This window comes from Enterobacter sp. Ap-867 (genome assembly GCF_011752855.1).
Classification (GTDB): Bacteria; Pseudomonadota; Gammaproteobacteria; order Enterobacterales; family Enterobacteriaceae; genus Cedecea.
On sequence record NZ_VWWS01000005.1, the window covers coordinates 58,129 to 80,893 of the forward strand.

Annotated in this window: 20 protein-coding genes; 9 read left to right on the forward strand and 11 right to left on the reverse strand. The window is 54.8% G+C overall.

The window, feature by feature from the left end:
- Nucleotides 1–424: 424 nt before the first annotated feature.
- From fimA to F3J26_RS13220, 8 genes are all read left to right on the forward strand, one after another.
- Nucleotides 425–964 carry a type 1 fimbrial major subunit FimA gene (gene fimA, locus F3J26_RS13185; RefSeq protein ID WP_008454320.1) on the forward strand — a complete coding sequence of 180 codons (540 nt, stop codon included), beginning with the start codon at nt 425–427 and terminating at the stop codon, nt 962–964.
- A gap of 75 nt (nt 965–1,039) precedes the next feature.
- Nucleotides 1,040–1,579, forward strand: coding sequence for a type 1 fimbrial minor subunit FimI (gene fimI, locus F3J26_RS13190; protein WP_166994572.1), 540 nt, complete (start codon nt 1,040–1,042; stop codon nt 1,577–1,579).
- Nucleotides 1,580–1,634: 55 nt separating this feature from the next.
- Entirely contained in the window at nt 1,635–2,339 is a 705-nt protein-coding gene (locus tag F3J26_RS13195; protein ID WP_442892313.1) for a fimbria/pilus periplasmic chaperone, read from the forward strand.
- Between the two features lie 72 nt (nt 2,340–2,411).
- Nucleotides 2,412–5,045 carry a fimbrial biogenesis usher protein gene (locus F3J26_RS13200; RefSeq protein ID WP_166994292.1) on the forward strand — a complete coding sequence of 878 codons (2,634 nt, stop codon included), beginning with the start codon at nt 2,412–2,414 and terminating at the stop codon, nt 5,043–5,045.
- A 9-nt stretch (nt 5,046–5,054) separates the two neighbouring features.
- Complete coding sequence (gene fimF, locus F3J26_RS13205) at nt 5,055–5,582, forward strand: type 1 fimbrial adaptor subunit FimF (protein ID WP_166866583.1); 528 nt, start codon at nt 5,055–5,057, stop codon at nt 5,580–5,582.
- A gap of 12 nt (nt 5,583–5,594) precedes the next feature.
- Nucleotides 5,595–6,098 (forward strand): type 1 fimbrial minor subunit FimG, encoded by a 504-nt coding sequence (gene fimG, locus F3J26_RS13210; RefSeq protein ID WP_166994294.1) that lies wholly within the window; start codon nt 5,595–5,597, stop codon nt 6,096–6,098.
- 16 nt (nt 6,099–6,114) lie between these two features.
- The gene (locus F3J26_RS13215; RefSeq protein ID WP_008454332.1) at nt 6,115–7,020 is read left to right on the forward strand and encodes a fimbrial protein; all 906 of its coding nucleotides are present in this window, start codon (nt 6,115–6,117) and stop codon (nt 7,018–7,020) included.
- Entirely contained in the window at nt 7,007–8,482 is a 1,476-nt protein-coding gene (locus F3J26_RS13220) for an EAL domain-containing protein (RefSeq protein WP_286180275.1), read from the forward strand. The genes F3J26_RS13215 and F3J26_RS13220 overlap by 14 nt, the downstream gene beginning before the upstream one ends.
- A 147-nt stretch (nt 8,483–8,629) precedes the next feature.
- Here F3J26_RS13220 and F3J26_RS13225 read toward each other — a convergent pair whose 3' ends face one another.
- The 4 genes from F3J26_RS13225 to F3J26_RS13240 all read right to left on the reverse strand — a co-directional run bounded on the left by F3J26_RS13225 (nt 8,630) and on the right by F3J26_RS13240 (nt 12,680).
- The gene (locus tag F3J26_RS13225; RefSeq protein WP_008454337.1) at nt 8,630–8,848 is read right to left on the reverse strand and encodes an acyl carrier protein; all 219 of its coding nucleotides are present in this window, start codon (nt 8,846–8,848) and stop codon (nt 8,630–8,632) included.
- A gap of 17 nt (nt 8,849–8,865) precedes the next feature.
- Entirely contained in the window at nt 8,866–10,299 is a 1,434-nt protein-coding gene (locus F3J26_RS13230; RefSeq protein WP_166994295.1) for an AMP-binding protein, read from the reverse strand.
- Nucleotides 10,296–11,414 carry a membrane-bound O-acyltransferase family protein gene (locus F3J26_RS13235; protein ID WP_166876646.1) on the reverse strand — a complete coding sequence of 373 codons (1,119 nt, stop codon included), beginning with the start codon at nt 11,412–11,414 and terminating at the stop codon, nt 10,296–10,298. Before F3J26_RS13235 ends, F3J26_RS13230 begins: the two co-directional genes overlap by 4 nt.
- 126 nt (nt 11,415–11,540) lie before the next feature.
- Nucleotides 11,541–12,680, reverse strand: coding sequence for a D-alanyl-lipoteichoic acid biosynthesis protein DltD (locus F3J26_RS13240; RefSeq protein WP_166876330.1), 1,140 nt, complete (start codon nt 12,678–12,680; stop codon nt 11,541–11,543).
- A gap of 501 nt (nt 12,681–13,181) precedes the next feature.
- Between F3J26_RS13240 and F3J26_RS13245 the strand changes: the two genes are divergently transcribed.
- The gene (locus tag F3J26_RS13245; protein ID WP_286180276.1) at nt 13,182–13,868 is read left to right on the forward strand and encodes a glycosyltransferase family 25 protein; all 687 of its coding nucleotides are present in this window, start codon (nt 13,182–13,184) and stop codon (nt 13,866–13,868) included.
- A gap of 66 nt (nt 13,869–13,934) precedes the next feature.
- On the opposite strand, the gene F3J26_RS13250 is transcribed toward F3J26_RS13245, so the two are convergent.
- The 7 genes from F3J26_RS13250 to tssF are packed head-to-tail and all read right to left on the reverse strand — an operon-like array spanning nt 13,935 to nt 22,656.
- Entirely contained in the window at nt 13,935–14,426 is a 492-nt protein-coding gene (locus F3J26_RS13250; RefSeq protein ID WP_008454347.1) for a DcrB-related protein, read from the reverse strand.
- A gap of 11 nt (nt 14,427–14,437) precedes the next feature.
- Nucleotides 14,438–16,264, reverse strand: a complete 1,827-nt coding sequence (locus F3J26_RS13255) for an OmpA family protein (RefSeq protein WP_166994297.1) — start codon at nt 16,262–16,264, stop codon at nt 14,438–14,440.
- Nucleotides 16,258–17,604 (reverse strand): GlcNAc-transferase family protein, encoded by a 1,347-nt coding sequence (locus tag F3J26_RS13260; RefSeq protein WP_166994299.1) that lies wholly within the window; start codon nt 17,602–17,604, stop codon nt 16,258–16,260. The genes F3J26_RS13255 and F3J26_RS13260 overlap by 7 nt, the downstream gene beginning before the upstream one ends.
- Nucleotides 17,605–17,622: 18 nt before the next feature.
- Nucleotides 17,623–18,618 (reverse strand): fimbrial protein, encoded by a 996-nt coding sequence (locus F3J26_RS13265; protein WP_166994301.1) that lies wholly within the window; start codon nt 18,616–18,618, stop codon nt 17,623–17,625.
- Nucleotides 18,619–18,621: 3 nt separating this feature from the next.
- Nucleotides 18,622–19,704 carry a type VI secretion system protein TssA gene (locus F3J26_RS13270; protein WP_166994303.1) on the reverse strand — a complete coding sequence of 361 codons (1,083 nt, stop codon included), beginning with the start codon at nt 19,702–19,704 and terminating at the stop codon, nt 18,622–18,624.
- A gap of 46 nt (nt 19,705–19,750) precedes the next feature.
- On the reverse strand, nt 19,751–20,779 hold the full coding sequence (gene tssG / locus F3J26_RS13275) for a type VI secretion system baseplate subunit TssG (protein WP_008454357.1): 1,029 nt from the start codon (nt 20,777–20,779) through the stop codon (nt 19,751–19,753).
- Entirely contained in the window at nt 20,776–22,656 is a 1,881-nt protein-coding gene (gene tssF / locus F3J26_RS13280) for a type VI secretion system baseplate subunit TssF (RefSeq protein ID WP_008454358.1), read from the reverse strand. Before tssF ends, tssG begins: the two co-directional genes overlap by 4 nt.
- Nucleotides 22,657–22,765: the final 109 nt, after the last annotated feature.

Here is a 22,765-nt window from a genome sequence, read left to right on the forward strand (position 1 = left end):
TTATTTTAAGCGAAATTATCCCTGTTGTTTTTTATGTGTAGTCTTTTTTTTGAATTTTTAGTCAACATTCCTGTTTCTTCTCTAGTTTCTTTACAACGTGTGGAATGTCAATAGAAATTAATTTCAAAAGCGCTATTGAGAATAAATTTAGGGAAAAATCCTAATAGGATTAAATATAAAAAACATTTAAAATCAATGCAATGTGATGATATTGATGTTTTGTTAAATATAATTTCAAAGACGATTCAGGATACTTTATTAATATTTCACCCCGGCTCCCACCAATATTGAGAGGGTAGCTCTCTTAGGGGCGAGCTTATGTGAATAGGCGATCGTTTCGTGAAGCTGAAACATAGGTCTTATGGAAGGCATAGCGACTGCCGGTTCTGATTCGTTTTAGTGAAATTGTTTAAAGGAATAAATTATGAAAATCAAAAATCTGGCTCTCGTTGCACTGTCAGCCCTCTCTTTGAGCTCGGGCGCGGCTTATGCCGTGACGGTTAACGGTGGCACCGTTCATTTCAAAGGTGAAATTGTTAACGCAGCCTGTGCCGTTGATGCGGGATCGGTGGACCAGACTGTTCAGCTGGGCCAGGTTCGTTCTGCCCGACTGGCTGCGGCAGGTAGCACCAGTTCTGCAGTAGGTTTCAACATCCAACTGAACGATTGCGATACCACTGTTTCCACCAAAGCCTCCGTTGCGTTCTCTGGCGTTGCCGTCACCGGCAAGACCGACACGCTGGCAATTCAGGGCCCTGCGGCGGGCAGTGCGACTAATGTGGGGATTCAAATTCTCGACAACACCAGCACACCGCTGGCACTGGATGGGGCAACCTTCAGCGCCAAAACCACGCTGAACGATGGCACCAATATTATTCCTCTGCAGGCCCGTTACATCGCGCTGGGTGCGGCTACGGCCGGTACCGCTAACGCGGACGCGACCTTTAAAGTTCAGTACGAGTAATCAGTCAGTCATACAGGGAAATCACTCGGGGCCAGGGACGGCCCGTCATCTACTACGGATTTGAAGGTGATAATGATGAGAGGAATCAAGCTGATTCTATTGAGCGTTCTCCTGCCATCCCTGGCGCTGGCCGGTAACCGAACGCATGTGATGCTGCCGGGCGGCAATATGCGCTTCCAGGGCACGATCGTTGCCGAATCCTGCCGCGTGGAAGCGGGCGACCGCCAAATGACGGTCGAAATGGGCAGGATCAGCAGCAATCGCTTCCACGCGCCAGGCGAAGACAGCGACCCGGTGCCTTTCGCGCTCCACCTTCAGGACTGTAATACCAATGTTAGCCGGCACGTTGGCGTGGCGTTTATGGGCGTGGCCGACGGTAAAAATCCGGCGGTACTTTCGGTGGGCGAGGGACCGGGCATAGCTGAAGGCGTGGGCGTTGCCCTTTTTGATGCCGAGGAGCGCCAAATCCCATTGAATGCCCCTGCAAAGGCCCGGACCCGGATATACGCCGGGCCAAACACTCTCCATTTTATCGCCAAATATCGCGCCACCGGGCATCAGGTTACCGGCGGGCTGGCTAATGCCCAGGCCTGGTTTTCTTTGACCTACCTGTAGCCTGAATGCGGGCGTAGTGGACACAAACAACAACGACAAGGACAAAGGTGCGAGCGTGACAAAAAGCTTACTAAGAGGTCGCGGTTTACTGGCGGCGATGATGATAGCTGCGGCAATCGGCTTTATGGCTCCTGCAGAGGCGGGGGTTGCGTTAGGCGCGACTCGCGTTATTTATCCTGAAGGGCAAAAGCAGGTTCAGCTGGCGGTAACCAGCAACGATGAAAAAAGTACTTACCTTATTCAGTCGTGGGTAGAAAACGCTAATGGCGATAAAGACAGCCGGTTCGTGATTACCCCGCCGCTGTTTGCCATCAAAGGGAAAAAAGAAACCACGTTACGCATTTTAGATGCGACCAATAACCAGCTGCCGAAGGATCGGGAGAGCCTGTTCTGGCTGAACGTGAAAGCCATTCCATCCATGGAAAAATCAAAGCTGAATGAGAACACGCTCCAGCTGGCGATCATCAGCCGAATTAAACTTTATTACCGCCCGGATAACCTGGCGCTGGCCCCGGAGAAAGCGGCAGAAAAGCTGACCTTTAGCCGCAGCAACGGCCAGCTGACAGTAAACAATCCCACCCCGTATTACCTGACGGTGACGGATATAAATGCCGGCACCCGCGTGCTGGACAATGCGCTTGTCCCACCGATGGGAAAAACCTCCGTGAAGCTACCGGCCGATGCCGGGACCAACATCACTTACCAGACCATTAACGACTACGGGGCGCTAACGCCACGGATGCAGGGCGTTATGCAGTAATTCAGGACAGGCCGTCCTGCGTTAAATAACAACGAAGAACTGACTGCCGGGCGAATGCTGACCGGAGGGACAATGTCACATCTAAAATATGGATTAGCGCGTTTCGGCTTCCGTCGTCCGCGGCGCAAATTAGCTTCTTTTTTTACTCTGGTACAAACGCCGCTGGCGCTTTTCATTGCTATGCAAGCCTGTTCCGCCCATGCGGATCTCTATTTTAACCCGCGCTTTTTAGCCGACGATCCCTCCGCGGTGGCTGATTTGTCCAGCTTCGAAAGTGGGCAGGAAGCGCCGCCGGGGACCTATCGCGTCGATATTTATCTCAACGAGGGATTTGTCGCCACGCGGGACGTTAAATTTGATGCGGCAAAGAGCAGCAGCGGCCTGGCTCCCTGCCTGACGCGTGAGCAATGGGCCGGAATGGGCGTCGATGTGGCGGCCATTGCCGGCATGAACGCCCTGGCGTCGGACGCCTGCGTCCCGATGACTGAACTTATTCCTGAGGCGACCGCCGGGTTTGATGTTGGTCTCCAAAGGCTCAACCTGACGGTGCCGCAGGCGTTTATGGGCAACCGGGCCAGAGGCTATATCCCGCCTGAACGCTGGGATAACGGCATTAACGCCGGCCTGCTGAATTACAACTTTACCGGCAATAGCGTGCAAAACGATCGCGGTGGTAACAGCAATTATGCCTGGCTGAATCTTCAGAGCGGGATCAATCTCGGGGCATGGCGACTGCGCGACAACACCACCTGGAGCTACAACAGCGGCGGCGGAAGTTCAGCGAACGAAAACAAATGGCAGCACGTCAACACCTGGCTTGAGCGCGATATTATTTCCCTGCGCTCCCGGTTAACGCTGGGCGACAGCTATACCGACAGCGATATTTTTGACGGGATCAATTTCCGGGGGGCTCAATTAGCCTCCGACGATAATATGCTGCCCGACAGCATGAAAGGCTTTGCGCCGGTGATTCGCGGTATTGCCCGGGGCACGGCGCACGTCATCGTCAAACAAAATGGCTATGAAATCTATCAGGGCACCGTTCCGCCAGGCCCGTTCACGATTAACGATCTCTACGCTGCCACTAGCGGCGGCGATCTGCAGGTCACTATCAAAGAAACCGACGGCAGCAGCCAGATCTTCAGCGTGCCGTGGTCATCCGTGCCTGTTTTACAGCGCGAAGGGCGCACGCGTTTTTCACTGACGGCCGGGGAATATCGCAGCGGCAACCGCCAGCAGGAAGAGCCTAAGTTCTTCCAGGGCACGGTGCTGCATGGTTTGCCCGATGGCTGGACGCTTTATGGCGGCAGCCAGCTGGCTGACCGTTACCGCAGCTTCAACCTGGGCGTAGGGAAAAACATGGGGGCGCTGGGGGCGCTGTCGATGGACGTCACTCAGGCCAACGCCAGGCTCGCCGATGACAGCGAACACCAGGGGCAATCGCTGCGCTTCCTCTATAACAAATCGCTGAATGAACTGGGCACCAACATCCAACTGGTGGGCTACCGGTATTCAACCAGCGGCTATTTTACCCTCGCCGACAGTGCCTACAGCCGGATGAGCGGTTACCGCGTGGAAACGCAGGACGGCGTCATTCAGGTTAAACCTAAGTTTACCGACTACTACAACCTCGCCTACAACAAGCGCGGCAGGGTGCAGCTGAGCCTGACCCAACAGTTGGGCAGAACAACAACGCTTTATCTCAGCGGCAGCCACCAGACTTACTGGAACAGCAGCAGCGCCGACGAACAGATGCAGGTGGGGTTAAACACCGCCGTGGATGACATCAACTGGACGGTCAGCTACAGCCTGACGAAAAACGCCTGGCAGGAAGGGCGTGACCAGATGCTGGCGGTAAACGTCAATATCCCGTTCAGCCACTGGCTGCGTTCCGACAGCAAATCCGTCTGGCGTAATGCCAACGCCAGCTACAGCGCCTCACACGATCTTAATGGCCGGATGACCAACCTGGCCGGGCTGTACGGCACGCTGCTGGAGGACAATAACCTGAGCTATAGCGTGCAGACCGGCTATGCGGGCGGCGGGCACGGGAATAGCAGCAGTACAGGTTATGCCGCACTGAACTACCGCGGCGGATACGGCAACGCCAACGTGGGCTACAGCCGCAGCGACGGCATGAAACAGGTTTACTACGGCGCGAGCGGTGGCGTACTGGCGCATGCGGATGGTGTGACCTTCAGCCAGCCGCTGAACAGCACGGTCGTGCTGGTGAAAGCCCCCGGAGCCGGGGACGTCAAAGTCGAAAACCAAACCGGGGTTCGTACTGACTGGCGCGGTTATGCCGTGCTCCCGTATGCCAGCGATTACCGCGAAAACAGGATCGCGCTGGACACCAACACGCTGGCTGACAACGTAGACCTTCAGGATGCGGTCGCCAACGTGGTGCCCACCCACGGCGCCGTGGTGCGCGCGGAATTCAAGCCACAGGTTGGGGTGAAAATGCTCATGACGCTGACCCACAACGGCAAGCCTGTGCCTTTCGGAGCGGTTGTGACCGCCGAAGGCCTGCAGGTGAGCAGTATTGTGGCCGACAGCGGGCAGGTGTACCTGAGCGGAATGCCGCTGGTGGGCAAGGTGCTGGCCAAATGGGGAGACGGGCCGGGTGCCAGCTGCGTGGCGGACTACCGTCTGGGTGAAGAGAGCCAGAAGCAGATGCTGAGCTCGCTTTCGGCGCTGTGTCGCTAAGGAATAAGCATGACTAAATCTCTTTATATCGTCGGCATCGCCCTGTCACTGTTCGCCGCCGCTGCGGATGCGGCAGACAGCACCATTACGATTAGTGGCAATGTTCGGGACAACGCCTGCGCGGTTGCGGCGGAGTCGAAAGATTTCACCGTCGACCTGATGAATAACCCGGCCAAACAGTTTTCTGCGGTGGGAGCCACCACCGCGCTGGTGCCTTTTCGCATCGTGCTTTCCCCGTGTGGCGGCCTGGCTACCGCGGTGAAAGTGGGCTTTACCGGCGTGGCGGATAGCGTCAACACCAGTTTATTAAAGCTGGATAGCGGCGCGGCGGCAGCTGCAGGCATGGGGATACAAATCCTGAACAGCGCCCGGACGCCGATGCCGATCAACGCGGGATCGTCGGCAATTCAATGGACCACGCTGGTGCCCGGCCAGACCAACGTGTTGGGTTTTTATGCGCGCCTGATGGCAACGCAGCTGCCGGTCACCGCCGGGCACGTAAATGCGACCGCAATATTCACACTTGAATTTCAGTAACCGGAGGCGGACATGAAATGGATTCTACCCGGGAGGGTGCTTGCCGGAGTGCTGCTGGTGCTCTCTGCCACGGCAAAGGCGGATGACGTCACCATTACCGTGAACGGCAGAGTAGTGGCGAAGCCCTGCACGATCTCGACCCCAACGGCCACGGTCGATCTGGGCGATCTCTATACCTTTAGCCTGGTGCAGGCCGGTGCTTCATCCGCCTGGCATGATGTTGTCCTGAGCTTGACCAACTGCCCGGTCGGGACCTCTAAAGTGACCGCAACGTTCAGCGGCACGGCGGATGCGACGGGGTATTACGCCAACCAGGGCACGGCGCGTAACCTCCAGCTCCAGCTGCGGGACAACGGCGGGGCAACGCTGAATAACGGTGCCAATAAAACCGTGCCGGTGGATGCCGGCAGTCAGGCGACGAGTTTTCCTCTGCAGGTCAGAGCGATAACGGTCAACGGCGGGACTACCCAGGGAACCATTCAGGCGGTGATCAATGTCACTTACACCTGGTCCTGATCGCAAGGAGGATGGAATGAAAAAAATCATCGCGTTATTGGCCACTCTGGCCGGGCTGGGATGGTCAACCGCAGGCCAGGCCTTTACCTGCCAGTCGCTGGGGACATCCATCAGCGGCTCCGGCACCGTGAACGTCAATGTTAATCTTGTGCCGTCCATTTCGGCAGGGCAAAACTTAGTGGTCGATCTTTCCCAGTCGATTCAGTGCAAAAACGATGCCCCAAGCCAATATACCGATCCGGTAAGGATCCGGTCCGGCTCGGCGTATCAGGGCGTGCTCTCTGCTTTCAGAGGATCATTAGGTTACTTCGGGGTGCAATATCCTTTCCCGACCACAACGGAAACCGCCTGGGTGAACCACACCTGGGGGGATTATCGTGGCTGGCAGGCGGTGCTGTATTTAACGCCTATCAGCACCGCCAGCGGCGTAGTGGTTAAAGCCAACACCATGATTGCCCAGCTTATTCTGGAAAAAGAGGATTCCATTAACGGGAATCGCCAGATCATCAACTGGAATATCTACGCCAACAACGATGTTGTGGTGCCCACCGGTGGCTGTGACGTGTCCGCCCGTAACGTGACGGTGAATCTGCCTGATTACCCGGGAACGGCGCCTGCGCCCGTCACCGTGCGCTGCGCGCAGAATCAGAGAATCGGTTACTTTTTGTCTGGCAACACGCTGGGCAGCGATAACTCCATTTTCACCAATACGTCTTCCAGCTCGCCTGCTCAGGGAATTGGCGTTCAGCTTTTGCGAAATGGTGCCGCTTTGGGGGCCGGCAGCGCTAACACCGTTTCGCTGGGAACGGTAGGGACGACCCCCGTAAGTCTGGGGCTGACTGCGACCTACGCGAGAACGACCGGGCAGGTTACGGCGGGTAATGTGCAGTCGATCGTTGGGGTGACGTTTGTTTACCAGTAGCGGCACACCTGGAAAAGTAAGCGAGCGTGTGACCTACATTCTCTCGCCCTGCAACATGATGGCGTGTGGGCTTGAGAATCTGTTAGCCGCAGGTCAAACCCGGGCGGTATTTTTCCCTGGCTCAGGGGAAGAAAGATTGCAGGAAGAGAGCGGGGCGCGGTTTGTGGTCTATCTGCCCGATCAACCTTACTGGCTGCTTGTCGTCTTGCGGCAGGTAGCGCAGCTGCTCGATCGCCATGATGGCCAGCTCCCCATGCTCATTTTGAGCCGAAGCTCAGCCTCATGGATCTGGCGTTCGCTGCAGAAATTAGTGAAAAAAGACGGTTATCTTGGCGGCGTGCGGGTGGTGCCGTCCGATCTGCCCTGCGCCAGCCTGGCCGCGCTGCTGCACGGGGACTGGGATAACAGCGTCAGCCTCAAAAAACACGCCCTTGAAGAGGAGCTGGTGAGCCAGATCCGGCCCGAAGGTTTGACCCGAAAAGAGCTGGATGTGCTGGTGGACTCTCTCGCCGGGCAGACGATTCAGGAGCAGGCGAAACAGCGCGGCGTCAGCCATAAGACGCTGTATGTGCAGCGAATATCCGGGTTAAAAAAAATGGTTCATCCGCTGCTGCATGAGAAGGCGCCGATGGCGAGTAATCAGCAGAAAAAAGGAGACTCAGCGGGTATGCTGGCTGCCCTTTCACCGTTTGAAAGGGAGCTGGTTTATGCCATTCACAACCGCCAGATTTACCCGGTATTCCAGCCTATTGTGAACGGTGGGCTGCAGCTCAAAGGGCTGGAAATCCTGGCCCGCTGGCATCGAAATGGGCAAACCCTACAGCCCGCAGAGTTTCTGCCGCAGATCCGCTCCAGCTATACGTGGCGCCTGTTAACGGCCTTTATGCTGCAAGAGGCGGTGGGCGGCATTAATCAGTACCAGGGGGAGTATTATTTCGCGGTGAATATTCCGGCCGCGGTTTCAAACAGTGAAAGTCTGTTCGGCATTATTAAACAGCTGAGTACCCGACTGATAAATCCATTCTGGACGGACAGGCTGGTGCTGGAAATATCAGAAGATCTGAATTTGAATCAGCATCAGGAGAGTCGATTCTTTATTACCCAGCTTCAGCACCAGGGATACCGGGTGATGCTTGATGACTGCTTTTCGCAGAGCAGCGTTTATTTCCCGGTGCGGGCGGTGCGGTTCAACGATTACAAACTGGATCGCAAAGTCGTGGCCGACGCGCAGTATGAACCTCACGCGCTGGCGCTGATCAAAAGCCTGGCGTACTACTGTGAATTAACGGGAAGTTACTGCGTTGCCGAGGGGATTGATAGCCGCGAGAAATTAAGGCTGCTGCTGGCATCCGGGGTGCATCTCTTTCAGGGGTTCAGTATCTCTCAGCCCGTTTTTAAGTTTGAACTGCGGCAAATGATCGCGGCTTTGAAAAAAAGAGAGACGGTGCAGCCTATAGCCTGAATCAGCGCTATTACCCTCTCCCTGGAAGGGAGAGGAGATAAATCACGTTCCCTGCTTGGCCTTTTCCCCTCTCCCCTTGGGGGAGAGGGCCGGGGCGAGGGGTTGAACTGTTCCCGTATGTTTGAGTGAGACCGCTAATAACCGTGACTAGCGATTCTCTTCAATATAACGCGCCAGATCCGCCGGGGTTTTCAGCACGGTGGCGACTTCCGTCGGCGGGATCATGCAGCCGTACACATCCTGCACTTCCAGCACCAAATCAACGGCCAGAATAGAGTCGAGAATGTCGGACTCGATCAGTTCATCGTTAAAACCGACCTTACGGGATAACACTTTTTCAAACAGGGCGAGAATTTCTTGTTCCATCTTATTTTCCTGGGTCATTAATTCGTGCGAGCCTGGGTATCCAGCAGCTTGCGGTCGATTTTGCCGTTAGGGTTCAGCGGCAAAGCGTCTTTAATAATGATTTGTGAAGGCACCATATAAGGCGGGATCACCTTCGCGAGCGAAGTCTTGATCGCCTCCGGGGCAAGGCCAGTGACGCAGAACGCTGCAATGCGCAGCACGCCGCCGCCGGACTTCATCAGCGGCAGTACCACGGCTTCGCTAATACCGGACATCGCCAGCAGGCGGTTTTCAATTTCGTTGATTTCAATGCGGTAGCCGTTCAGCTTGATCTGGCTGTCGTTACGGCCCTGGCAATACAGCAGCCCGTCTTCGTAGCCGAGATCGCCTGTGCGGTAGCCGCGGTATTGCTCGCTTTCGCGGTGCAGCAACTTAGCGGCGTTTTCCTGCGGCAGGCCGAGATAACCGCGCATGACGTTTTTCCCCCAGATAATCAGCTCACCTTCGGAGGTAATCTCCATGTGGGATTCCGGCATCATGGTGCCCACCGGCAGCACGTCGTTTTCGCTGTGCAGGATCTCGTCGGTGATTTCAATCACCGTGGTGGCGATGGTGGCTTCCGTTGGGCCATAGGAGTTCAGGATTTTGGCCTGCGGGAAACGGCGGCGCAGTTGCCTGACCAGCGCTTTGTTCAGCACTTCACCAATAAACACAAACACGCTCAGCGCGGGCAAATACTCGGCGCTGAACTGCGGGGAAAGCAGCTTCTGGTAGGCAAAAGAGGGCGTGGAAACCCAGGCCGAAACTTCGTTGGTTTTCAGGCGATCGAGCCAGTTTTCAGCGGCAATATCTTCCTTGGCGTTCAGCACGATGTGCCCGCCGGTGGCGAGATTCGCCAGCAAAGGAATAAGAGACAGGTCGAAGCTGAACACCGCGTGGTTCATTAATACCGGCACGTCCGGCAGCGCAAAGTCATTGCGCACCCACTTCATGAAGTGCCATAGGCTCTCGCGGCCAATCTGCACGCCTTTCGGTTTCCCGGTGCTGCCTGAGGTAAACATGATGTAAGCCAGATCGGGCTCGGCCAGCACGCTGCCGGTTTCGCCGGTCGCCACAAACTGCTTCGCCACGACGTCGTAGTAATAAGGGGCGCTGGCTAGCTGGCAGATCTCTTTCAGCCGCTCCTGCGGGTAGATGCAGTCCACCGGAATATATGGGATGTTGTGCAGCAGGCAGCTGTAAATTGCCACGGCAAATTCGGCCTGCTGATGCCCGTATAAAACCACCGGCGTGCCGGCGGGTTGTTCGCACTGCGCGTAGCGCTGCGCCCAGTCGGTTGCGGCGACGGAAAGCTGTTGCCAGGTCAGGGCGGTATCGCTGCCGCTGATGGCTAACTGGCTGGGGCGCGCGGGGTCGAGTAATGCCGCACGCAGAAAATCCTGCAGTTCCTGAAGCTCTGGATGAAGGTTCATAGAGGTGACATTCCACTAAAGATGTAGAGGGAGACCGCGGCGCTAGCCAGCGTCAGAATTCGTCCAAAAAACGCGATAACCGGATGGCGTAAGCCGTTACTCAAGGCCGGGCTGCGTTTGGCTGACCAAAGCAGCATGTTATGGGCAACGGAAATGGCGCCGAACAGCGCGCCGCTGATGACGTAGTGTCGTTCAAGCCCGTTCCAGGCCCCCATGCAAAAGAGCGTGCAGAAGATGCCCACGTTCTGTGCCAGGGTTTTGTTTTGACGGAAGAAATCGAGCTTCATCAGATTCATGTAAATCGGCATAAAGACCACGTCGCGCAGCCACTCAGACAGGCTGATGTGGAACCGGCGCCAGAAGTCCTGCGGGTTTTTGGCCAGAATCGGCATATTGAAGTTGGCCGGAATATTCAGGCCAAACAGCCGCCCGGCGCCGATAGCCATGTTGCTATAACCCGCAAAATCAAAGTAGAGATAGGCGCTGTAGGCGACCGACATCACCACGCCGACGGTGAGCGTGAACGGCCGGTGGCTCCAGGACTCAATCACCAGATTGTCGATAAGCATCGCAAACAAAAATTTCTGCACGACGCCGGTGACGATTTGCTCCACGGCCAGTAAAAACTGTTCGCGGGTCAGCCTGAATACCGGCTTATTAATATCGCCGACCCAGGTTCTCCAGCGGTACATCGGGCCGGCGAGAATAATAAACGGCATAAACAGATAGCAGAAATAATGCAAAAAGTTCTGGCCATCTTTTTTGCTGCGGTAAAGCAGCACGTCAATGGCGCGGAAGGTCATAAACGACAGGCCAATCATGCCCCAGTGATTATTCAGGTGTAGCTTCACCAGCAATAGCGGGAGCAGCGTGAGGGTGACTGCTTGCCAGGTTTTTAACCAGCCTTTCTCTTTCAGGGTGACAAGAAGATAAAACGCAAAGAATACCGCCACCGGAACCAGGTAATCGCCCTGGAAAATATATCCCCATGCCAGCGCCGCCAGCACGGAGAATGCTGCTAAATAGGTCAGCCGGTAATGCAGTACGCGGTTAACCAGCGCAAATAGCAGCGCCGATGAAAACAGAAAGAAAAAAAATGCCCCGGAGCTATACATCATTCATCCTTCAGAATTTTTGATATTCAAAATGCACTTTGATACTCATGCTGTCGTCCACGGAAGACCATGCGATCACCGTGATGGCCAGCAAGAGGTAAAGCACAAACAGGCGAACGGCAGTTTTCATCGTGTAAAGCTCTCGGCAATAAAGCGGTCCATAGCAACCCACGCCAGCTCGGTGGGATGCAGGCGATCCCAGTTCCAGCCGTTTTGATAAGGCTGGGCGTACATATCGAAATAGCGCACCTGGTTTTGCTCGAGATACGCCCTGACCTGGCGGTCAACGGGCTGGAATTTTTGCGTGTTTTTCAGCGCCCACGGGTTAAGCGGATCGACGATCACCACGAACTGGGCATGGCGAGATTTGAGCAGATCGATGGTGGCCTTGAAGGCTTCCATCTGGCGGTTTACCACCGGCGTTTCATACCACTCTTCCGCCGTTTTTCCGTCTTCATAAACGCTTTTGTCCATCCACAACGTGGCGGCACTTTGCTGGCGAACTTGATTCAATACGCGGGCATGGGCCAGCTGTTCGTTCCAGTCTGGCGCGGCGTACTTATCAGCGGGAGCGGGCCACGGGCGGTGAGGTTCAGGCGCAATGCGCAGCCACGCCAGCCAATGGTTTTTTACCAGGGTGCAGAAGTTAGCAAACTCATAATTAATAGACTGCCAAATTACTTTTGGCCGCCAGCCGTATATTTTCATTTCGCCCAGGGTTAAATGGCTGATGTCCTCTTCATCAATATGGTGTAAGTAATTGACCAGGAAAGGACGAGCTTTTTCATCCGCCATCAGTGGGTTAAAAATAGCGGCCGGGAAATGATCGGCAAAAATAGCCGGAGGAATAGTGTCAAAATAAAAACTGTCCGGGGCAAACAGCAGAACAATTTTACTGTTGGCATTTATATCGTTTTTAAAACGTGAGAGCAGCAGGAATTGTGTGATGTTATCGACATAACTATCCCCGTAAGCCACCACCGGCTGATGTAATTGCTTATTAAAGTAATTATATACAGCGTAATGTTCATCTTCCGATGTCGACACCTCAGAAGCGCCGAGGAAAAATAATGCATTACCTTGTAATGCATGGGAAATTGTCGCTATTTTCTCTGATTGCTCTTTCGCTGTACCGTCCATGCTTTTAATCAGCGGCTGGAATGTTAGCGGCGTGAACAAGCCCGTCACCAGGGCCGGAACGCATAAGACCAGAACGGCAAGCAGCGCCATCAGGATATGTAGGCAGAGAGTATTCTTGATTTTCATTATTAATATGAGGTTACATGACTACCATTTGTTTAAAATTTGTTATTTTTTATCAACACAACAAATCATCCCTGTGCATCGCTGCACTATATACCAGCCTTTCCCCGATGATGAGCGTTGCTGTGTAACGGTATGTACAACGAAGTACGTATTGTAATAATTCCCGCTACGCTTTGATGACGGGGGAAGTTGTATGGCCAGGCCGCGAAGGCTTATGGACTTACGTCAGGTATTTTTCTGTCAACATCCCGCCACGTTTGTGAATTTCCTCTGCGTTTCGTTAAAAGTAGCGGATGACTCAGTACGCTCTTGATGAAAATAATCTCGCGCTCCTGAGTGAGCGCAGAATTTGAACTGAATATAAAAACTTCCCCCGGCAGGGCTATCGGCAAGAAAGATTCAATGACAGTATTTTGAAAGAAAAATAAAGCCATAATCCTAAAATAGACCTGTTGCCCGTAAGGGCATGGAGTTTGCGATAAAATACAAGCTGACAATTATTTGGAATGGCTGAATATGTGCGTAATTAACTGGGGTTTTATTGATAAAATTGTCTATATCAATCTGGCGAAACGTCAGGATAGAAAGGCTGAAATTATCGCGGAGTTAAAGAAGGTTCAGGCTCCGGAAGAAAAAATTATCCATTTTCAGGCCATTGAGGAAGAAGAGGGCGCGCTGGGCTGCGCAAAGTCCCACCTGAATGTCCTGATCATGGCGCAAATAAATGGCTGGAACAACGTCCTGATTCTTGAAGATGATATGGTGTTCGATGAGGATCCCCAATCTATTGAAAGAGCTAATATTTTTCTGGGTGAGTTAGCACGCACTGACTGGGATGTGGGGTTTCTTTCGGCCAGCTATTACATCATTAAAAAGGTGAGTTCCGCTTTTTATAAAGTCGAGTTCGCTTTTCTGGCAAACAGTTATCTGGTGAACAGGCCTTATTATCGAACGCTGATGCACAATTATTCTCGGGCCATTTATCGAATGGAGCAGGGCGAAGCGCGCAATAAAGCTGGACTGGATACCAACTGGTTAAAACTGATGGCTCAGGGAAACTGGTACGGTGTATATCCCTGCATCGGGCATCAGCGGCCCGGGCTCAGTGATATAGAAAATACGGTCATGGACAGACGAGAGTATTTTAAACGGCCAATTGAAGACATTAAACGCTACGGCTCATTTTAATCCTGGCGAAGAATGAAGGGGCTGAAGCATCAGCCCCCGAAAAGAAGGGATGCTTCAGCGGGAGGGTTATTCGCTTTCGCCGAGGGGCGCTTCCAGAGGAACAAAGCTGTTAATAATCCGGACATAATGTTTACGCTGTGCTTCGGTGAAATCATTATTTACGGCCAGGGTAAACACCAGCAGCTTACGTTTATTCGGGTTCAGCACCGGGTGCCCCGGAAGCGTAATGATAGACGAGACCTGGCGGATCCAGGTGCCGTCCTCGAGAAACTTATTCGCGGTTTGCAGGACCGGCAGTTTGGCAGGCCCGATCTCATGCCTGAGGTTCTTCCCTTCGACCTCGAATCCCGGGACGAAGCGTTTCATTTTATCCCACTGTTTTTCACAGAACTGATCAACGGTCTGCTCTTCTTCAAGAGTGGTGCGGTTGATCAAGATGTTATAGGGATTGTGATCCTCATCCATGTAGCGAAGGATATTGATCGACTGATCCTCCTGCGGATTCAACGTCACGAAACTGCCCTCATTGAGGGGGTAGGTCACAGGTTTGTTACTCATAAGCGACTCTCTCAATCCTTGTAGTCTTGCATAGATAACGGAATGATTTCGACACGGCGGTTTTGCGCGCGTCCTTCCTGGGTAGCGTTACTGGCTATCGGGCGAGAGTTGCCCGCGCCTTCAACGATAAACTGGCTGGCGGCCAGGCCCGAGTGTTCCACCAGCCAGTCGCGGATAACGCGAGCGCGCTCTGTGGACAGGGCCATGTTGACAGTGGCAGAGCCGGTGTTGTCAGAATGGCCGATGATCAGATACATCTGCAGCGGATTGCGCGCCATCTCAGGCACCAGCTGCGTCAGAATGTGCTGGCTTTCCGGCATCAGGTTACTGCTGCCGTTCTCAAATAAAGGCGCGTTGTTCACGAGCTGCAGGAATGCCGATGCATCGGGTTTGTCATTTATTCCCAGTAGCCTTTGGATCGGCTTTATCTGGCTAATCTGGCCGCGAATTTCCACCGCATCCTGCTGTATGGCGTAGCCAATGCCGCCCGCGAGGCACAGCAGCAGCAGGGCGGCGAGTGCTTTAGGCCAGCGTCGGCGGCGTGGGATCTCCACCGGCACTGGAATCGGCGCAGGAGAGGGGGTAGGAGGCGGCTCTTCAACCGGCGGCAGGGGAATCTCCGGCAGCGGAGGCAGGGCGATAGAAGCCGACAGGCCTGGCAAAATACCGTATCGCTCTGAAAGCCACAGGGACCAGGCCCCATGCCGGGTGAATCCCTGGCCGTGATCGGCGAGAGTGATGCCAGCAAAGTCGAGCTGGGTGCTGTCAAACAGGGTTTGTAACACGTTCATGATACGGCTTTCAGCCAGCCAGGAAAGCAGCGTGCTGGCTACCGCGTGGCGCTGAATGGCGTAGAGATCTTTCCCGTCGTCATTAGCTTCCAGCTCGGCCAGCAGGCTCGCCCACTGATGCTCAAGCTTGAGGTGGCCGTAAGGCGGCTCGGCAAGCCCGCCGGTCCAGATTGCCCGATCCGGATCGTGGGCGGAGCGCTGCTGGCTGAGCCGGGTGTAGAGCCCCAGCATGCAGGGTAAAGGCTCAGAAAGGCGGATGGATGAAAAGGCGTATTGCCAGGCGGTAATTTGCTCGATCATGATGCTACTGCTTTCAAAGCCGTCGGCAAGCAGCGGGAAATAAGCCATCGTAGCAAGGGCGATGTTATTTTTCTTTAAATACGCCATCCGTTTGGCCAGGCCGTTGGCGTTCTCCTCAATCACCCACAGGATCCCATGCTCGCTGCCGGATGACAGGTTTGACTGGCTGAACCATTTTCCAGCAAAGGGCCCGATGACGAAGATCATCAAGCGCGGGGATCCTGCCGCCCCGGCCCGCGGGCTCACCCAGGATGCCGTTGCGTGTTCCGAAGGAGGCGTCTCTGCCCGGGCGCGTGAAAAATAGCGGGCGCGTTTAGCCGCCCGCAGCGAGACCAGGGCATCGGTACTGCCTTCAATTTGCATCACCAGCGTCAGCAACTTCCAGGCGTAGCGAAAAATGATCTCGCTGTCGGCGTTGAGCAGGGCATCCAGCCGGGCGGAAAGGGGGAGCGCTTCCTCGCTGTCAACAAAGCCATAGAAATACTGCACCAGCGAGTAGCGTTGCCAGGACAGAGAGTTGTTTTGGGCATTGCTGCTCAAGCGCTTATCAAAATAATCACACAGCGCCCGGCACAGCGCCTCGCTTTCTTCAGGCGCCTGGTTTTCCACCAGCAGCGCCTTGTTGAACTGCTCAATCAGCGAGATCAGCCTGAGCTGAAAGTCCGGCGCAGAGGGAATAATGCCGTCAAAAGAAAACAGGGTATCCACGCTGACTAATCGACAAAAAAGGGCTTCACTTTTCACCATGTCTTCTCCGTGACGGTGCCCCAGCCCAGGCTGTCTGACCAAGTGCACAGCCTGATCGAGCCTGGTTTACTTAGGCTGGTGGTTTTAAATTCCACCGGAAGCGAGATCTCTTCCGAGGACGTTTTTTGGCGTAGTTCATGCAGTTCGCTGCGGGTGAGCGTTTGCCTGTGGAACAACTCGTTCTGTTGGGTATAGACGCTGATATGCAGTGCGCTTACGTCGCCGTTGTCTGCCTCATAATCAGTCTTGCTCAGCGTAAGGGTCTTCTTATGCCAGGCATATTGCCGACGTAGCCATTCGGCATGGTCGGCGGGCGGGTCGGAGAAGAAATTCACTTTATCCACGGCCATGACTTCCGGTAAAACTGTGCCGTTTTTCAGGCAAATACCTGCCTGATATTCAAACTGTTCCAGCGTTCTGATCTTTCCCAGCCCATAGGGGGCCAGGCCGCCTTCGGGCTCGCTCTCCAGACCCAGCACGGTTCTGACTCGCTTTTTCGACGCGGCATCGCGCTCCCACCAGGCCTTCTCAACGGAGCCCTGTTCTTTGGCCTGATTCGTGTGGTCGCCCCAGACTTTGCTGTGCTCTTTGCGCTGATAGTAGTGCCACAGCAGAGGCTTATGGGGATGGTAGATATCGTAGCCGTGGCTAAACGCGCGCACGGCCATGGCTATTTCCTCACCGGCGAAGAAAATCTGTGGGTCGTTGGGGATCTCTTTTACGAAGTCCCCGCGGGTAAAAATAAATCCTCCGGCCAGGTAGCTGCCCCTGACGGGCTCGGGAGATTCAAAAGGCGTGGAGCTGAACATCGGGAGCCCCTGCGGGTTGAACTCCCGGAAGATTAAGCGGCTCACATAACGTTTTTTACTGGCTTCTTCGTCTTCTCCGGGAACAAACGCAGGCGGGTAGGAGGAGAGCACTGGCCGGGGAGATGTCGCCGCTAGCTGGCGCAGCGTGGTTATCATTTCGTTATCCCAGCCGGGGATAAACCGGCAGTGGGAATCAATTTGCAGAAAATAGTCTGCTGCCTCAAATAGCGATTCCGCGAGGCTCCGCGCCCAGCAGGCCCCCTGGCTGGCATAGTAGTGCACGCTGATGAGTTCGATTCGGGCCTGCTGGAAACTGAAAATAAACGCCTCGTGTCCGGCAACATGCCGGCTGCCCATGGGGACGAAGCCGTGTCGCGTAAAGAGGCTGAGATCCTCATCGTCCTGCCAGCACACGGCAATGTGCAGCCTTTCAGGCTGGCTGGCGTGGCGCAGCATATCCTGAAGCGTCGGGATCAGCTGCGGATCCCGATAGCTGGCAATGCTGATAAAAATTGTTGCGGGGTTGCCCATATTTCCTTATTCCCTGGCTTACTGAATACTAAAAATAATTTCTGCTTTTGCCGTGAACAGGCCACCGGCAGGTGCCGTACCGTTGCCCTGGAGCAGCGTCGCTTTCCAGGCAAATTCAGCCGGACCCTGGCTGGTGATAACCCGTGAGGATTCAGAGGTGGATCCATCGACTTTCATGGTTTTGTTGTCGCCGTCGGTGATGCGGATTTTCAAGCGATCCATATTGCCGTCAGAGTCTTTGATACGAATAAAACCGCCGTCTGCCGTAGGGGTATCGGTAATCATCGACGCGGAGGCCGAGTAGGATCCATAGTCACTCTTACAGACGATGGCGAAGTCCAGGCTGCGGGTAACCCCGGCTTTTAGCAGCGTGGGCGTCACGTCGTTAAAGTCGATAGTTTTAGCGTTATCCGCAGTGCAGGCCGGGGTACTGATAATTTTCATTTCCCCGATAGAGAGGCTATGGGTGAACGACGCGGGGTTATCTGACAGGATATAGTTGTAGCCAATTTGTCCGGCGGGCAGGATGGTATCCCCCGTCGCGGCATTGGCCAGGCGCAGGTTATTGCTGAGTTTATAAAACTCAATTCGATAAAAAGACTGCGGTGGAATATCGAGTGAACCAACCGAGCTGCCATTTGAGAAAGTCAGATAACTGGTCGACGGGAAATTACCAAACGCCGAGCCGTTGCTCGCCAGCATTTTGATGCCAATGCCCGGAATGTTGGTCGCATAAATTTTTGTGGATGTATCCTGCCCGGACAGCGACACGGCGCGTTTGCCGTACTCTGTTCCCTTAATACAGTCGTCATAACCTACGCCAGCGCCGCCCACCGTCGGGCTGTCATATTGGGCTATTGGCGTAGAAGTACTCACCGGCGCATCAGCGGAAATAATGATTGTCTTAGCGTCAATGGTGAGCGGCGTGGGGGTCCCGCGCGCCAGCGTACAAACGGCCCATGCGCCAGGCGACATCAGCAGCCCGGAAATCAGAAGGGTGAGCATCCTTAACATTGTTTATTCCTTTTCCTGGTTCAGCATTGCGATAACTTCTGGGGGATACATTTTTTGCAGCTCGGCGAAGCTCTTGCCTATGCTTTCCTCCGCGTATTTCAGCACCGGCACCAGCGGGCTGCTTGGCTCTGCCACGGCAAACCAACTGCGGATTTCCTGCAGGCGCTGGAGCGCTTGCGCGCGCGTATTAACCCCTTTTTGCGGTTCATGCCGCGCAGGACGAGGCACCGGGACAGGAGGCTGCCAGGCCGCTTCGTCAGCCGGGACGGCTACCTGACCAGGGGGCTGCGTGGGCACAGGCTCCGGCACGCTTTCGGGGGCTTTTTCCAAAGGGAGATCTCTGGCGGGCATTTCGCTGCCAAACTCGCGGCTAAACATGCCAAGAATGCCGGACAACAGCGGCAGCTCAGGTGCCTCGTGTCCCAGCGTCTCCGCCAGGATCTGTTTTATCTGCTGCACAAAGTAATGGGCCTGCGTTAGCGGGCGAATCTCTTCTCGTGCGCTGGTGTGCCATTCGCGAATGATGGCGGCTACGGCCTCGTCCGACAGCGCACCTTCTTCTCTCGGCAGCTGATGGGCTTTTTCAAATTCTTTAACGGTAATTTGCAGCCCGGAAGCTTTGGGCAGCGGTTGGTTGCGCAGATCCGTCAGCAGACCACCAATATCCTCCAGCTCGGCGAAGGCGTTTGCCCGCAGCATTGGCTCGAACTCCCCTTCGTCAAGCAGCTGTGGATGAAGGTCATCCGGCCAGCTTTGCAGCAGGGCAAGCAGCGCCTCCGCGCCTTCGGCCAGCGCAGACAGCCCGCGCTTACGCAGGCGGCAGCGCATCAAAATAACCACCAGGCGAACATCTTTGCTTTTTTGCAGCAGGGCCTGGCAGTCGCGTTCGGTTTCCGTCCAGTTCACCGGCTCAGCGGCTTCAACGAAGTCGCCGTATTCGGCCCCAAGCTTTGGCTGCAGGCGCGACTGCAGCATGATAAAAGCAGGATCGTAATCGAGCGCTTCTCCGCAGGGCGAGTCGCCCGGAAAGGGCTGCATCAATGACTGGTAATAGTCCGAGCAGGTCAGGCTTTCGTATTGATTCATGTGCGTGTCTTTTCATCCATGGTTACGTTCTCTTCCAGGCGAAGGGCTACCGGCGGTACATCTCGGGCTCAAAGCTCATCCCGAAAACGGGGGTTTCGCTGGCCTCTCTTTCCAGCCAGCTCGCATAACCTAGCTGGTGGCTGCCGTCTAACGTGGCCCGGGGCACCTGATCGGCGGCAAGCACCAGCTGCACATCCCAGGCATACTCAAAGCCGATAAAACTTCGAACCAGCTCTCGCAGCACCGCCATATCGCTGCCCCAGGGGCTGAACAGCATGTACTGAGCCAGCGTGAGCGGGCCCATCATCAGCTTGAATTTATGCTGCCGGTCGAGGACGGTATTCCCGAGGATGGCCCCGTCGCCCAGCAGCGCGGCGTAGCGGTCGTCGCCCAAAGCGGTTTGATCTTTTCCCTCAAGGAAAATCCACTGCAGCTCAAACTCTTCCATCTGCACCGGAACCTGGAAGTAGTACTCCATGGCGCCTAGCAGGCCATCAGGGTTACGTGCTTCTCGAATCAGGTGTGCGGATGACGCCAGGCGGGCGTGAATCGGCAGCGGGGCGGGATCGAGCTCGGAGGGATCCAGCCCCACCAGGCTGCCCACGTAAAATGAAAAACGCTCGTCTTCTTTACGATCGAGCGAGGCGGTGTCCTGCGATAAGAACCAGGCCCGATAAAACTGGCTCAGCGCCCGGTGGTGGAAGATATCCACGAAATCAATCAGCGTCGGGTCGTGCTGTTCGTAGCGGGAATAAGCCAGCTCAGAGAGGTGCAGCGGCATTGCCCCCTGAGCGCCCCAGATCCCCAGCCCAAAAAGCTGCAGTTTGATTTTGTCGTCCTGCTGATGGATGGCCGCTATCTCTCGAGGGGAGAAGGCCATGCTGGAGATCTGGCCGAGCCTGAATCGCTCCTGAGAGGGGAGAGCGGCCTTACCCGGCGGCGGCAGGGACGGCGTGCGGGCGGCAATAGCCCGCATAATGCTGATAAATCCCGCATCCCAGGGGGCGCTGGGATCGAACCAGTTTTCCAGCCCTGGCGGTAATGACGAGGCCTGTGGCAACTTTGGGAGGGTCATAGCGCGCCTCGCCTGCCCGGGCGCGCTTTCCAGCGTGCGACAAGGCCTCGCTGCATCGAGTGCAGCTCAGTTTCGGTAAAAATATTGATGGCGGCATGCCGCGACAAATAGTTCTCCATAATCAGCCCAAACAGATAAGGGCTGACCCCGGAGAACCCTTCTTCGTCAACCGTCAGGCTACAGTTCACGCCGCGCCCGTAAACCAGCAAGCCCTCATCCGAGAGGCGGCGAACCACCGGGCGGGTCTGGCAGCCCACGAGACTGTTAATTTGCGCCATGGACTCCAGATCGGAGGCGGTAGTGAACAGCCGCAGCATATTACGCAGCGCCTCGCCCCCTTGAGCATGGTCCATATCCGACAGCGGCAGATAGTTGAAGCTCAGCTGACGAATCAGGCGCCAGGCCGTTTCACCGAGAGCAAACGGTGAGCGGGGCGCGCTGGGCGAACTGACAAAGCGCGCGCCGTGAATGGGAACCGAGTCCGACATTGTCAGATCGAGGCTGCCGCTGCTGGTCAGCAGGCGGGGCAAATCACGATTGGTGACCATCGCATCGACCAGCAGATAGCGAATATGCTCGCCGTAAGGTGCTTCTTGCTGATCAACCAGCGAGATAAAGATTTCAGTCCCGCTGTAGGGCGTGCGGGTATCGTATTTTCGGCTGCTGGACTCTTTGGTTCTCACCGTGCGGTTGACGGAAAAATAGCGGCCAAAGTTGCCGGTATCGCTATGGCGGGTCTGATAGAGCGGGTTAAAGGTCAGCTCTTCGCTGGTTTCGGCCTGCAGACCAAACACTTTATTGACCGAGAACACCTCATAGTCGAGAGGACGGCTGCGGTCCGGCACGATATGAAAGTTATTGAGCGCCCGGTTGACCTCAATCCTGTCCACACGTTTAGGGAAAAGGTTAATGACGGGCGTGCAGAACAGCAGAAAGCGCGATGCGTCCAGGTGGGCGACTAAATCCTGCGGTAACTTATTTAACAGGATAATTATCTCTACTTCATTGGTGTTATTATCCGCGAAGGATTCAGCCAGCTGCGTGAGTGAGAAAAAATAAAATCTTTCACGGCAGGAAATATATTCCTGAATCAGCGTATGGCCATGAAACATATTCCACTGTAGCGGCAATAAGCTCTGATCTGGCGCCATGCCTTCAAATTTCAGCGGCTGTTCATTGATGACATGATAACGGTTTTTTTCCCGTTCTCCGCTGCGTACCACCATCGCAACGTGACTGCCGTGAAGCAGTTCGAACGTATGAGAGACGATACGCTCATCGCCCTGGATATATATCGGCAGTTCATTCAGCCCCTTCAGTTCAGAAAAGACCAGCTCTCCTTGCAGCTTTAGTTTAATTCGCAAAGCACCTTTTAATTGATGATGCTTAATGCGGTAATGTTCAAGGTTAGGGATATCCGGGGGGATTGAGGTCAGGCGTACCTCGGCAATTTCCAGCGGCCAAAGCGTCACATCCTGGTTATTTCTGAACTCGCAGCGGGTCATCTCACCGGGCAAAATGCGGCTATAAAAGGCGCTTTGTTTTGGGATCCTGTAGCCCTGGGTGAGATCGCCTTCGCTGAGGTTAGGCTCCAGCTGCACCACCCCCATCGAGGGGGTTGGGGAGTTATAGTTCGGATAGACAATGTCCAGCAGGCGCTGGGTAAATTTGGGAAACTCAGCGTCCAGCTTTATCTGCGTTCTGGCGGATAAGAAGCAAAACGCCTCGATTAAACGCTCAACGTAAGGATCGGCAATCTCAATGCCGTTCATCCCCAGGCGCCCGGCAATCTTGGGATGACGTTCGGCGAACTCTTGCGCCATTTCTCTGACGAAAGTTAGCTCCCGGTTGTAGTAATCCAGAAAGTTGTGTTCCACTTGTCACCCTGTCAATTATTACAGCAAATATGTTTTTGCCATGCTGGAGATAAATATTTGAAGACAGAAAAAATCTTTTTTGTCGGAGGCGTTCTTCTGTTTATGAACC